This is a genomic window from Frigoribacterium sp. R86507 (assembly GCF_044597695.1).
In the GTDB taxonomy this organism is placed as follows: Bacteria; Actinomycetota; Actinomycetes; order Actinomycetales; family Microbacteriaceae; genus Frigoribacterium.
Map to the genome: position 1 here is coordinate 55,703 of NZ_CP139002.1, position 14,007 is coordinate 69,709.

Annotated in this window: 9 protein-coding genes; 3 read left to right on the forward strand and 6 right to left on the reverse strand. The window is 70.7% G+C overall.

The features are described from left to right. Positions 1-1,455: a right-handed parallel beta-helix repeat-containing protein gene (locus tag SJY14_RS00250; RefSeq protein ID WP_083396513.1), complete on the forward strand. Its 1,455-nt coding sequence runs from the start codon at positions 1-3 to the stop codon at positions 1,453-1,455. A gap of 53 nt (positions 1,456-1,508) precedes the next feature. On the opposite strand, the gene SJY14_RS00255 is transcribed toward SJY14_RS00250, so the two are convergent. The 5 genes from SJY14_RS00255 to SJY14_RS00275 all read right to left on the reverse strand — a co-directional run bounded on the left by SJY14_RS00255 (position 1,509) and on the right by SJY14_RS00275 (position 8,489). Continuing rightward, complete coding sequence (locus tag SJY14_RS00255; RefSeq protein ID WP_083396514.1) at positions 1,509-2,333, reverse strand: hypothetical protein; 825 nt, start codon at positions 2,331-2,333, stop codon at positions 1,509-1,511. Then, a complete protein-coding gene (locus SJY14_RS00260; RefSeq protein ID WP_071257191.1) occupies positions 2,330-3,487 on the reverse strand; it encodes a glycosyltransferase in 1,158 nt (385 codons plus the stop codon). The genes SJY14_RS00255 and SJY14_RS00260 overlap by 4 nt, the downstream gene beginning before the upstream one ends. 161 nt (positions 3,488-3,648) lie before the next feature. Then, positions 3,649-5,046, reverse strand: a complete 1,398-nt coding sequence (locus SJY14_RS00265; RefSeq protein WP_071257192.1) for a polysaccharide biosynthesis tyrosine autokinase — start codon at positions 5,044-5,046, stop codon at positions 3,649-3,651. Between the two features lie 92 nt (positions 5,047-5,138). After that, positions 5,139-6,215 (reverse strand): non-hydrolyzing UDP-N-acetylglucosamine 2-epimerase, encoded by a 1,077-nt coding sequence (gene wecB, locus SJY14_RS00270; RefSeq protein WP_071257193.1) that lies wholly within the window; start codon positions 6,213-6,215, stop codon positions 5,139-5,141. 81 nt (positions 6,216-6,296) lie between these two features. After that, entirely contained in the window at positions 6,297-8,489 is a 2,193-nt protein-coding gene (locus tag SJY14_RS00275; protein ID WP_083396515.1) for an ATP-dependent Clp protease ATP-binding subunit, read from the reverse strand. A 772-nt stretch (positions 8,490-9,261) separates the two neighbouring features. On the opposite strand from SJY14_RS00275, the gene SJY14_RS00280 reads away from it, so the two are divergent. Both SJY14_RS00280 and SJY14_RS00285 read left to right on the forward strand, forming a co-directional pair. Next, positions 9,262-10,836: a hypothetical protein gene (locus tag SJY14_RS00280; protein ID WP_396599429.1), complete on the forward strand. Its 1,575-nt coding sequence runs from the start codon at positions 9,262-9,264 to the stop codon at positions 10,834-10,836. Between the two features lie 146 nt (positions 10,837-10,982). Next, on the forward strand, positions 10,983-12,428 hold the full coding sequence (locus tag SJY14_RS00285; RefSeq protein ID WP_071255539.1) for a hypothetical protein: 1,446 nt from the start codon (positions 10,983-10,985) through the stop codon (positions 12,426-12,428). A 90-nt stretch (positions 12,429-12,518) separates the two neighbouring features. On the opposite strand, the gene SJY14_RS00290 is transcribed toward SJY14_RS00285, so the two are convergent. Beyond that, entirely contained in the window at positions 12,519-13,991 is a 1,473-nt protein-coding gene (locus SJY14_RS00290; protein ID WP_396599430.1) for a nitrous oxide reductase family maturation protein NosD, read from the reverse strand. Positions 13,992-14,007 lie beyond the last annotated feature (16 nt).

Sequence of the window (14,007 nt, forward strand, 5' to 3'; positions counted from 1 at the left end):
ATGCCTCATGCTCGTACACCTCATGCCACCGACCTCGTTGCCGCACCACGGCTGGGCCGAAGGGCGCTGCTGCTGACCGGAGCGGGCACGGCGGCGGGCGTCCTCGTCGCCTCGGGCCGCGCCTCCCCGGCGATGGCTGCCGCGACCGGCTCAGGGGCCCCCGGGCACGAAGCGGCAGCGTGCTCGCCGGTCGTCGTCGACACGGACGCCACCGACCTCGACCTCGTCCTCGCGACCGTGCCCGAGGGCGGCGAGCTCGTCGTCACGCGCCACTGGGACCGCTCGGGCCCGCTCGAAGTCACCCGGGCCGTCACTCTCCGCTTCACCGGTGAGGGCCACCTCGCGGCGAACGGTGACTTCAGCGTCGTCCGCGTCACGGCGTCGCACGTGGCCGTCGTCGATGCCGTGGTCACCGGGGCCGGCGGTCGTCGGTCGGGCGCCGGACGGGGCATCGACGTCGTGGGGACAGCCGACGCCCCACTCGACGACGTGCGCATCTCCGGCGGCAGGCTCGTCGAACTGAGCCACGACGGCATCCGGGCCGAGCACACGACGGGGCTGGTCGTCCAGGGGGTCACCGTCACCGATGTCGGCTACGCGGGCGTGCTGCTGCGCTCGTGCGTCGACACCGTCGTCCGTCGGTGCGACGTGACCGACGTCCACCAGCCGAGTCCGTACGTCAACAGTTACGGCGTGATCGTGACCCGCGACGACACCGTGCCGATGACGGTGTCCGGCCGGTCGACGCGCGTGGTCGTCGAGGGCAACGCGATCACCGGCGTCCGACTCTGGGAGGGCCTCGACACCCACGCCGGCGATCGGGTGGTCATCCGCGACAACGTCGTGCGAGATTGCCGGGTCGGGATCGCGGTCGTGCCCTGTCGCGACGAGGTCGACCGCTCGTACCGACACGCGCCCACCGCGTTCGTCGTCGCCGGCAACGTCGTCGAGCGCATCGACCTGGCCTCACCCGGGGCCGGCATCCTCGTCAAGGGTGCAGGCACGACCGTGGGCGACGACGTCGAACGGGCGACGGGGTTCGTCACCGGCAACACCGTCCGCGGCCACGGCGGTGGCACCGAGGCGGGCATCGTCCTCTACCTCACCCGCGGCGTCGTCGTGAGCGGCACCACCCTCGAGCGATGCATCGACCGGGGCGTGCTCGTCTACCACTCGAACGACGCCCTGACGCTGACGCGCACGTCGGCCTCCGATCTCGAGGCCTCGACGGAAGGAGGCGCGGTGTCGGTCGTCGAGGCCCGCAGCGGCGCGAACACGGTCACCGTGTCGGCGACCAGCGTCGCCCGCACGGAGGGCACCTCCGGCCCGGTGCGAGGCCTGGCCGTGGCCAATGCCGACAACGTGTTCGACCTGCTGGCCAACGACTGGCGTGAGACCGACCTCGCCGTGTGGAACAAAGGGGCCGTCGTGCGCCGCTGGGCCGACGAGGGGTGACCGGCGGCCTCCTGCGTGGCGTCTCAGGCCGTGGCGTCTCAGGCCGTGGCGTGTCAGGCCGTGGCGAATCCCCGAGCGTCACCCTCGCGTCTCGCGCGTCGACGCCTCGGGTCGTCGGCGCGACCCGCTCGAGCGGGGACGGGTGGGGGGACCGCGACGAAGGCCGCCTCGGGCGACCTGGAGACCGTTCGGGCCGGCTCCGTGACGTCGCGGGCGTCCGGCTCGAATCGGCGAGCACGGCCGGGCCCTTCGGCGGGTGGGTCGACCACGACGGGTCCGAGCGCCGAGGCGACCGTCGTGGCCGCGGCCGCCAGCCGGCGGGCGACGCGCAGATGCACACCCGCCCGTCGCCCCATGGGGTCGAGGACGTCGTCGTCCTCGGGATCGTCGGGACGCAGCACACTGCCTCGTAGGCGCAGCAAGGACTCCAGCGAAACCCCGGGCCACCCCGGGCCGGACTCGACCGACCCTCCGTCGGCGACGCGGACCGCCCCCTCGGCGAGCGCCGCCTCGGCCAACCGGGCGAATTCGACGATGGTGAACGCCCTCGAGGCGACCGCAGGGGACATCCGCACGACGTCTCGGCGATGACGTCGACCGGCCGTGAGCACGAGGTCGGCATCGTCGAGGTCGACGCCCGAGAGAGGCCGGGCGACATGGCCCCCGAGATCGACCCCGAGGCGCGTCCCGGCCGCCAGCGTCGCCGCGGGCACGACCGCGCCGGGAGTGGCCAGCGTGCCCCGACTCGTGACGGTCACCCGGGCGCCGTCGACGTCACGAGCGAGCAGGGCGGCGAAGAGCGGCGAACGGCAGAGGTTGCCCGTGCAGACGACGAGCACACGCAGGGGCGCGGCAGCGGGTCGAAGCGCGGCGCTCACGCTGCACCCTCGGGGGTGCGACCGTCGGGTGTCGGGTTGCCGATCAGGTCACGATAGAGCTCGAGGAGCGTCGCCTCCTCGCCGTCCCAGCTGAACGTCTCGAGCGCGGCACGTCGCCCGTTGCGGCCGTGACGGTCGAGCAGGTCGGGGTCGGAGTCGTAAGCGGCCACGGCTCGGGCCACGGCGTCGACGTCGGTGGGGTCGACGAAGGTGGCGCAGTCGAGGTGCCCCAGAAGGCTCCGCCAGAGCGGGAAGTCGCTGACGACCACGGCGAGCCCGGCGGCCATGTACTCGAAGAGCTTGGTGGGCAACGAGTTCAGGTGCGCGGCGGTCGGCTCGAAGACGACGACCCCCACCCGGGCACCCAGCAGCAGGTCGCGTGTGGCCTCGGGCGACAGCCGGCCGTGGAAGACCACGGGCAGATCGTCGGTCCGCGGTCGAGCGGTCAGCTCGGCGGCCTCGGGCGCCGAGACGTGTCCGGCCAGCTCGAGCCGCCAGCCGCGGGGGAAGGCCGGCGAGCCGGTCAGCCCGGCCACGACCGCCGACCCGCGGTTCGCGGTCAACGCCCCGACGTACGCCACGACCGGGGACCGGCGGCTCGGCTCGATCGCCGATGCCTCTTCCGCACGGAGGCGCGGGTAGTTGCGCACGAGCACCGTCTTGCCCGCCGGGTAGGCGTCGGCGATCGTCTCGGTGGCGGCCACGACCCGGTCGGCCGTCGACACGAGGCGCACGACGAGCTGGGCGACTGCGCGCGCGGGGCGCGCCGTGCGGCGCGAGACGTACGCCTTCGACATCACCTGGTCGGGAAGGTCTTCGTGTGCGTCGAAGACGACGCGGCGCCCGAGCGCACGCAGCAGGGGCACCGCCCACACGAGCTCGGGGTCGTGCAGGTGACACACCCGTGCCCTCGACCGCACGGCGAGCCCGACGGCCTGGGTCGAGCCGAGCGTCATGCGGGCGCGACGACGGCGACGGGGGATCGTCACGACCTCGACGCCTGTCTCGTGGGTGGTGACGTCGCTCTCGACGGCGATGAGGCGGACCGAATACCCGGCGGCCGCGGCACCGGCGGCCTCGCGCAGGTGGACGCGATTGTCGGTCCAGGGGTGGGCGCTCGACACGTGGACGATGTCGGGAGGTGATGTGGTCATGGTGTTCCGTTCGTTCGGAGGTGACAAGAAGAGGGCCGCGAGGCCCTGTAACGGAGAGCGGTCGTCGGCAAGGAGGCGCGGCTCGGCCCGAGCTCGGACGCAGGGGCGTCGAGCGACGTCGTCGGGCCCCACGGCCGACAGGTCGGGCGGGGCCCCGTCGTTCAGGCTCGGCGGAGGAGCCCCCGGAGCGGACGACGCGGGGCATCGGTCTCGCTGTAGTAGTAGTAACGGGAGTCGGCCCGACGCCGACGCCCCATGGTCAGCACGGCGGCACGCGGCGTGCCCCCGACGGCGTCGAGACGTTCGAGCGCCGACGCGACCTGCGCACGGCGAGTGCGCCCGGACGCGACCACGAGGAGGACCCCTGTGACCATCTCGCTGATGAGCGCGGCGTCGGTGACCGACAGCAGGGGCGGGGTGTCGACGACGACCACGTCGTACCGGCCCCCCAGGTCGTCGAGCAGTGCGCGCATGGCCCCCGAGCCGAGCAGCTCGCTCGGATTCGGCGGCACCTCGCCGGCGGGCAGCACGGTGAGGCCGTCGTGCCCCCAGGTCTGCAGCACCTCGTCGAGTTCGAAGCGCCCGATGAGAACGTCGGACAGCCCGACCGCGCCCTCGATGCCGAGGATCTTCGCCAGGTTGGGTCGCCTCATGTCGGCGTCGACCACGACGGTTCGCAGCCCGGCCTCGGCGAGTGAGACCGCGAGATTCGCCGTGGTCGTGGTCTTGCCCTCGCTCGGCCCGGCCGAGCTGACCGCGAACGACCGCGCCGTCGACCCCGCACCCAGGAACCGGATGTTGGTCCGCAGCATGCGGAACGCCTCGGCATGGACGCTCGAACCGCCGTCGCGGGCGACCACCGGCCGGCGCCGCACCTGAGCATCGAACGGGATTTCGCCCACGACGGCCAACTCGCCCTCGACGACGAGATCGTCGCGCCCCCTGACCTTCGTGTCGAGCGCCCGCCGGGCGAGGGCCGCCGCGGCACCGGCCGAGAGGCCCAGCAAGAGGCCGAGCGCGACGTTGGCGACGGTGCGCGGGGTCGCCGGCGAGAGCGCCGGCGCGGCCGGCTCGACGACCTCCATCGTGACGGACGGGACACCGGGGGCGAACTCGGGCTCGAGTTCGGTCGTCACCACGGTGCGGAGGCTCTCGGTGACGGCGTTGGCCAACTCGGCCGCGCGCTGCGGGTCGACGTCGGTGACGGCCACGGTCATGAGGGTGCTGGCCGTCGGCGAGCTCGCCGTCACCTGGCTCGCGAGATCGTCGACCGTGACGCTGGGCCCTCGGTCGGCGACGACGGGGTCGAGGACCCGCGGTGTCGTGACGAGCGTCGTGTAGGTCTTGATCTTCTGTTGTGCCGCGTTCGACCCGGAGGCGATCTCCATCGCCGTGGTGTCGGACTGCCCTCGGACGGCGACGAAGATCTTGGCGCTGCTGACGTAGGTCGGAGTCGCCACGGCCGAGACGGCGTAGCCGACGCCGCCGCCGGCCAGGAGGCCGACGACCACGAGCAGCCAGCTGGCGAGCAGGGCTCGCAGGATGTCGGTCACGCGCATGGATCGGGGCCTTTCGGGTGTCAACGCCGGGTCAGCGATGTTTTACATGTTATATGGGTCAACGACAGGGCACAAGCTTTCGTGCCCTGTGCTCAGAAGCGGGACAGCATGGCGTCGACCACCCTGGAGGCCGCTCGGCCGTCCCCGTACGGCGCGGCGGCGGTCTCGGGACACGGCAGCGCCGCGAGTCGCGCGGCGATGTCGAGGGGGCCGTCGCCGACGAGGTCGTTCCAGCCGAGCTTCACGGTCTCGCCCCATTCGGTGTCCGCCCGGACCGTGACACACGGTCGGCGCAACAGGAAAGCCTCTTTCTGTAATCCGCCCGAGTCGGTCACGACACCCGAAGCCCCCTCGAGCAGGCCGACGAGGTCGAGATACCCGACGGGCGGCGCCACGACCATGCCCGGCCTCGACAGCTCGATCCCCCACGAGGAGGCGCGCGCCCGCAACCGCGGATGAGCCAGCAGCAGCACGGTGCGCCCGGTCTCGGCGACGACGGCGAGGCCGTCGAGCACCTCTCTCAGCCGCCCGGGATCGTCGGTGTTCGACGGGCGGTGGAGGGTGGCGAGCACGTAGGGCCCCCGGGTTGCGACCTCGCCCACCGGGCCGACCCGCGCCTCCTGCCGGGCGAGACGGTCACGAACCGAGAAGAGGACGTCGGTCATGACGTCGCCGACCAACACGGAGCGGCGCTCGAGCCCCTCGTCGCGGAGATGCCCGAGCGCCGTCTCGGTGGGCGCGAGGCAGAGGTCTGCGGCGTGATCGGTCATGACGCGGTTGTGCTCTTCGGGCATGGCGCGGTCGAACGACCGGAGCCCCGCCTCGAGGTGGGCGACCGGGATGCCCAACTTCACGGCCGCCAACGTCGCGGCGAGCGTGGAGTTCGTGTCGCCGTAGACGAGGACGGCGTCGGGGCGCCGTCGCTGCACGACGCGCTCGACGGCCTCGAGCATGCGCCCGGTCTGGGCGCCGTGCGACGCCGACCCGATGTCGAGTTGTTCGTCGGGTCGTGGGATCTCGAGTTCGTCGAAGAAGACGTCGGACATCGCCGCGTCGTAGTGCTGGCCGGTGTGGACAACGACGTGGTCACACCGGCCCTCGAAGGCACGGGCCATCGGCGCGAGCTTGACGAACTGCGGGCGAGCCCCGACGACACTCATGATCTGCATGTTTCGTATTTTACATGCAGTACATCGATCTGACTAGTCCTCAGCTGGGCGTCGGCGATGCCGACCGCCCCGACGCGCCGATCAGTCGGTGAGGTCGTCGAGTTCGGCGGCGTCCGGTTCGACCACGTCGTGCCGTACCACCGTCAGCCCCTCGCCCCCGTCGGCCACGTCGACCCGCACGGTGTCGCCGTCGGCGATCTCGCCACCAAGCAGCGCCATGGCGAGCGCGTCGTCGATCTGTCGCTGCATGAGGCGCCGCAGCGGGCGGGCTCCGTAGATCGGGTCGTAGCCGCGCTCGGCGAGCCAGGCCCGGGCGTCGGGCGTGACGGCCAGCGAGAGTCGCCGGTCGGCCAGCCGGCGGCCGAGGCGGTCGACGTAGAGGGACACGATCTGGCCGAGGTCGTCGGTGCTGAGCGTCGAGAACACGACGATGTCGTCGAGCCGGTTGACGAATTCGGGCTTGAACGCCTGACGCACGAGACCCTGCACCAGCTCTTCTTTCTCGGGGTCGCTCAGGGACGGGTCGGTGATCACCTGAGAGCCGAGGTTCGAGGTCAGCACGAGGATCGTGTTGCGGAAATCGACCGTGCGACCCTGACCGTCGGTCAGCCGGCCGTCGTCGAGCACCTGCAGCAGGATGTCGAACACCTCGGGGTGCGCCTTCTCGACCTCGTCCATCAGCACGACGCTGTAGGGGCGGCGCCGCACGGCCTCGGTCAGCTGGCCGCCGGCCTCGTAACCCACGTACCCGGGAGGCGCGCCCACGAGCCGGGACACGCTGTGCTTCTCGCCGTACTCACTCATGTCGATGCGCACGAGCGCCTTCTCGTCGTCGAACAGGAAGTCGGCGAGGGCCTTGGCGAGCTCGGTCTTGCCGACTCCGGTGGGGCCGAGGAAGAGGAACGAGCCGGTCGGGCGGTCCGGGTCGCTGATGCCCGCGCGGGTGCGCCGGACGGCCTCGCTGACGGCCTGGACGGCCGCCTTCTGACCGATGAGGCGCCTCCCGAGTTCGCTCTCGAGGTGCAGCAGCTTCTCGGTCTCGCCGCTGAGCAGGCGACCGACCGGGATGCCCGTCCAGGCGGCGACGACCTCGGCGATGTCGGAGTCGGTGACGCTGTCGCTGACCAGCCGTTCGTCGGACTGCTCGAACGACTCGGCGTCGGCGAGACGCTTCTCGATGTCGGGGATGCGCTCGTAGCTGATGCGCGCGGCGTCTTCGTAGCGGCCTTCGCGCAGGGCACGGTCGGCATCGATGCGCGCCTCGTTGAGGTCGCTGCGCAGGGTGCCGACCCCCTGCAGCGCGGCCTTCTCGGCCTGCCACCGGGCGTTCAGATCGTCGAACGCGGCCTGCTGCTCGGCGATGGTCTGGCGCAGCGTGGCGAGGCGCGCCAGCGAGGCGTCGTCCTTCTCCTTCTTGAGGGCGAGCTCTTCGATCTGGAGGCGCACCAGGCCCCGGTAGAGCTGGTCCAGTTCGACGGGCGACGAGTCGATCTCCATCTTGAGGCGGGAGCCCGCCTCGTCGACGAGGTCGATGGCCTTGTCGGGCAACTGGCGGCTGGGGATGTACCGGTTGGACAAGGAGGCGGCGGCCACCAGGGCGCCGTCGGTGATCGTGACCCCGTGGTGCGCCTCGTACCGCTCTTTGAGCCCTCGAAGGATGGCGACGGTGTCTTCTACGCTGGGCTCGCCGACGTAGACCTGCTGGAAGCGGCGCTCGAGCGCGGCGTCCTTCTCGATGTACTGGCGGTACTCGTCGAGGGTGGTGGCACCGATGAGGCGCAGTTCGCCGCGGGCGAGCATGGGCTTGAGCATGTTGGAGGCGGCGACCGAGCCCTCGCCGCCGCCGGCACCCATCAGGGTGTGCAGCTCGTCGATGAACGTGATGACCTGGCCGTCGCTCTTGGTGATCTCTTTAAGGACGTCTTTCAGACGCTCCTCGAACTCGCCGCGGTACTTGGCGCCGGCGACGAGGGCGGCCAGGTCGAGGCTGATCAAGCGCTTGTCCTTGAGGCTGTCGGCGACGTCGCCCTCGACGATTCGCTGGGCGAGCCCCTCGACGACGGCGGTCTTGCCGACGCCCGGCTCGCCGATCAGGACGGGGTTGTTCTTGGTGCGGCGGGTGAGCACCTGGCTGATGCGACGGATCTCGGCGTCGCGGCCGATGACGGGGTCGAGCTTGCCGCTGCGGGCGATGGCGGTGAGGTCGACGCCGTACTTCTCGAGCGCGCTCTTCTGCTTCTCGGTGGAGGCCGGTGCGCCCTGCATGTTCGCCATGGATGTGCCTTTCTCGAAACTTGAGTGGAACTGACTCAAGTTTATGCCGATCGGCCCGACGCGCAATACCTCGCACTTGTCATGTTGTGCATGCCTTGTTTTGTGTCTAACATTTCACAATCTGTTCGCCTGGCGGAGCATCGCGCCGCCCAGACAAGAAGGACCACCTTCACACATGAAGAAGACCCTCAAGACCGCGGGAGCCCTAGGGCTCGCCGCGGCCACCATCGTCACCGGGCTGAGCTTCGGGCCGGCTGCAGCTTCGGCTACGTCAGCACCTGAAAGCGTCCGGCCGATCAAGCTCGTCTTCACTCAGCCGTCGACCGCCCTCCCTTACGTGGCAGTGACGACGAATGATCCGACCCGCGGCACGCGTGCCTTTGCCACGCTGGAAGAGGCGTCGGAAGCTGCCTGGCCGTTCACGTACGACACGGCCACGAAGCAGATCCGAGGGACGGACGGAACATGCGTGGGGATCAAGCAGGGAACCAGTGCGCCCAAGGGCTCCTACTTGACCTCCGCCGCATGCTCGACGGGGCAAGACTTCCGTTGGAAAGACGGGAGTGACAGCCTGACGTCGGCAGGAGGCCTGTCTCTCACGCGTCCCTACTACTACGGGGAATACACGGCCTTCCCAGCGACACCGACGCCAGCTCGCATGGAAGAGAAAAAAGGGCTGGCCTTCGCGCCAGGCCATGGGTTCGCTGCCCTGTCGGCCAAGGTCACGAACATCGATCGCGCCGCGAAGACAGCCACGCTCGAAGGAACTGCGATGCCGAACTCGGCGGTGATCGTGAACGGTGCCGAGCAGTTCCTCGCGGACGACACAGGTGCCTGGTCCGCAACGGTGGGCGGCCTGAAGCTCGGGTCGAACCCGCTGCACCTCACCCAGTGGGAGAACGGCGTCCAGACCGGCGAATACACCCTCGACGCCGAGATCAAGGTCTCCCCGATCACCGCGACCACCGCGTTCGGGGCCGACCGCACCGACGAGGCCATCGTCAAGGGTGCTGCGCAGCCCGGCGCGACGATCGTCGTCCGCGACTCCGCCGGCACCGAGATCGGCCGCACCACCGCGTCCACGAACGCCGACGGCGCCTGGGAGCTCGAGATCCCGGCCCCGAACGCACCCGGCGACTACGCCGTGACCGCCCAACAGCTCATCGACGGCGACGACGGCGGCACCGCCACCGCCACCATCGCCTACGGCGCCGCAGTCAAGATCGACACCCCCGTCGACGGGATCGCGTTCGACGGCGGCACCTTGAACATGACCGGCAAGGGCGAGATCGACGCCAGCATCGAGATCCGCGAGAAAGGCAAGGACGTCCCGATCCTCGCCGCCGGGAAGGTCTTCCAGAACGGCCAGTGGAACCTCACCACCACCAAGCTCGACGACGGTGAGCACATCCTCGAAGTCACCCAGACCGGCAAGGGCAACAACACCACCGTCTCGACCGTGACCCTGAACCCCGGAGCCGGCGAGATCGCACCCGTCGCCGTCACGAACCCCGCCGACCCCAAGGCCGGCTACGTCCCGAACACCGGCTTCACGTTCGAAGGCACCGGCACCAAGGGCAAGACCATCCAGGTCGAGAACAAGTTCGGCACCCCCCTCGGCACCACCCAAGTCGAGGACGACAACACCTGGTCCTGGACCCGCGCCAACATGGGCACCTCCACCTGGACGATCAACTTCATCCAGGACAAGGGCGAGACCACCCAGTCGACCGCGACCGTGCTGAACTTCAAACCCAGCACCGACACCCCCGCACCGGCACCCCTCGTCGCGGTGACCAACCCCGCCGACCCCAAGACCGGCTACGTCCCCAACACCGGCTTCACGTTCGAAGGCACCGGCAGCAAGGGCAAGACCATCCAGGTCGAGAACAAGTTCGGCACCCCCCTCGGCACCACCCAAGTCAAGAACGACAACACCTGGTCCTGGACCCGCGCCAACATGGGCACCTCCACCTGGACGATCAACTTCATCCAGGACAAGGGCGAGACCACCCAGTCGACCGCGACCGTGCTGAACTTCAAACCCAGCACCGACACCCCCGCACCGGCCCCCCTCGTCACGGTCACCAACCCCGCTGACCCCAAGGCCGGCTACGTCCCGAACACCGGCTTCACGTTCGAAGGCACCGGCACCAAGGGCAAGACCATCCAGGTCGAGAACAAGTTCGGCACCGCCCTCGGCACCACCCGAGTCGAGGACAACAACACCTGGTCCTGGACCCGCGCCAACATGGGCACCTCGACCTGGACGATCAACTTCATCCAGGACAAGGGCACCGCGACCGAAGCCAAAGCACAAGTCGCCGCCTTCGCCCCCCGACGCTGACCCACCCGCCCGCAGGACGGCTCCCCACCCCGAGGGTGGGGAGCCGTCCTGCGGGTGATCCATACGTCTCACATCTGCTATTAATATGTCGACCGTCAGCGCGGCGGCATCTACAGATGGGACCGACGATGAGACCCCAGCACCGAATGACCACGATCGCAGCGACGGCCACGGTCGCCCTGCTCGTTCTGACCTCCGCCCCGGCATCCGCGGCACCCCCCGACTCTCCCCTCCCTGCGACCCCGAGCGAGACCCACCCCTCGGGCCTGACCGCTCGCATCGAGAGCGTCGACGTCACCGATCGCACGGCCGTGGTCTCCGGCAACGCCGAAGCCGGCGCGACCGTCGTCGTCGACGACACCTTCGAGGTCGACGCGAACGACGCAGGCGTCTGGCGGGCCGAGCTCGGGCACCTCCCGCTCGGGCCCGCCTCGACACACCTCGCCGAGTACCGAGGCGAGACCCTGGTCGACACCCTCGACCTCGAGTTCTTCGTCGGGACCCCCCTCGATGTGACCCGGACGTTCCCGGAGGCACGGACCGAGCGTGTCCACGTCGAGGGTCGAGCGACTCCCGAGTCCCTCGTCGAGGTGCTGAGCGTCGGCGGCGGCCTCCTGGGCTCGGGCCGCACCGACCGTGACGGCGCGGTCGACGTCGAGGTGCTCGCCCCCGACGCCGGCGGCGTGCACACAGTGACGGTGCGCCAGTCCCTCGACGGCGAGAAGATCGACGAGACCCGTCTCGACCTCGACTACGGGGCGGCCGTCTCCGTCGCGAGCCCGGCGGACGGAACAATCCACACCGGGGGCCCGGTCGCGCTGACCGGGAAGGGAGTCCCGCGCGGCGAGGTCCGAGTCCGCGAGAAAGGCTCCACCTCGTGGCTCGCCCCCGCGACCACCGTGCTCGCCTCCGGCACCTGGCGCGTGACCACCGCGCCCCTCGACGACTCGGGTCACGACCTCGAGGTCGTACAGATCGGCCGCGGCCACAACCGCACCACCGCCGCACTGACGCTCGAGGGCCCCGAGACGCCCGAACCCGCCCCCCTGCTGCCCGGCACCATCACCGGCCCGGCGACCTACACGGCGGGCACGCTCACCCGGATCGAGGGCATGGCGACCCCCCGGGCCACGGTGGCGCTCGTCAACGCCTGGGGCACCGAGGTCGCCCGCGGCATCCCGGTGGACGGCGCCGGCCACTGGCACCACGACCGCGTGTTGGCCGCGCCGAGCGTCTACACCCTGTGGGTCGCCCAGACCCTGGCCACCCAGACGGCCAAGGACGGGCCGTTCACGATCCACCCCGAGACGCTCCGCCCCGAATTCCGGGTGATCAGCCCGAACCGGGAGGCCGGATACGTCTCGGGCACGGCCACCACCTTCAGCGGCACGGCCGACCCGCGAGCCGCCGTGCACGTGCAGAACAAGTGGGGCACCCGCGTCACCGGCCCGGTCGACGCCACCCCGGACGGCGGCTGGTCGTTGAGCTACGTCCTCGCGGCGCCGTCGGTCTACGACCTCACCTTCGTCGAGACGACTCCGGGAACCAGTCCTCGGACCGTTGCGTTCGGCGAGTTCCGACCGCGTAGCTGAGCCGGAGGACGACGGAGGCGCGGGTGCGGTGATCACCCGACCCGCGCCTCCGTGGTCCGGCCGAACCGGCGGTCGGCCGAGGGCCGGCCGTCAGGGGCCGTCGGCGAAGCGCGTGATCGTGCTCGCCCGGCCGTAGACCGGCAGCGTCGTGGCCGACCAGTCGTTGCGCACGAGATCGAGGACGTTGCCGCTGCCCGGCACCGACACCCCCCTCACCGGGACGGGAGTCGAGACCGGGCCCGACCCGGATGACACGCGGTACGCGTTCCCCACGAAGGTCGCGGTGTTGGAGGCGCTGCGCACCTCGAAGGCCGCCGCGATCGAGGCACCCGTCCCGAGGGCCAGTCCCTCGACCGTGTTTCCGACGACCAGGGTCGCGTCGTTCGAGTGGTAGAGCGACAGACCTCGCGTCACGCATCCACTCAGGGTGTTGCCGCGCACCACGACGTCGCGGGTCAGATAGAGCAGGATGCCCGCCTCGCGATCGCCGCCGCCCATGCCGACCACGACGTTGCCCTCGACGACGGCCGTCGCCCGCTCGGACGCCGACGCGACCGTCGACCCCGCCCCCTTGATCACGATGCCCGACCCCGTGCCCGTCGAGGCACCCCGCTCGACGTGGTTGCCCGTGACGACGACGTCGGTGGGCGCGTAGACGTACTCCTGGGGCGTGGCCGCGTTCTGGCAGGGCACGACGGCGATGCCCACCGCGCAGCCCGAGACGTCGTTGCCGCGGATCACGATGGACTCGCCGGCGTGCGTGTCGATGCCCTCCCAGCGGGGCACGCCCCGGACGGTGTTGCCGTCGACGGTCACCCGGACCGAGCGGGGTGACTCGGTCAGCGACCGCGACTCGTCACGCGTCACCGCGATGCCGTAGGCGTTGACGTAGCCGGGCGGCTGACGGACGTCGGTGATCGTGCAACCGCGGACGACACTGTCGCTGCACGACACGAGCAGCACACCCGCGTAACCGACGTCGCTGATCGTGCACGCGACCACCTCGAGTCCCACGACGTTCGTCGCGAGCAGCGCCGTGTGCGAGAACGACGAGAAGTGGCTGTCCTCCACCGACACGCGTTCGACCGGGGCGGCCGCCGTCCCCGTCACGACGATGCCGCGTCCGGCCCCCGTCCGCCCGGCGCCCGTTCCGACCAGGGTCGCGTCGACGATGCGCACGTCCGAACTGCGCACGTCGAAGACCGTGCAGTCCGCCGTCGCGGTCAACACGACCGAGGGGCCGAAGACCACGGTCGTCGGACGGTCGACGACGAGCGGGGCCGCGACCGACTCGGACCGGTCGACCACGAGGGTGCCCCCGTCGGGCACCGCGGCGAGCGCCGCCGCCACGGTCGGGTGGGCCGACGACGCGACGACGACGGTCAAGGTCGGCACGGCGTCTGGCGAGACGGGCTCGGCGGCCGCGACCGGGGCCGCGCCGGCGCCGGACGCGACCCCGCCCGCCGTGGCCGCTGCGGCCGTCGCGAGCGCTCCGATCAGGAACGAGCGACGCCCCGGTGTCGGCGAGTGGTGATGTTCGGGGCGACGAGATGTGTCGTGCAAGAAGATCCTCCGGTGC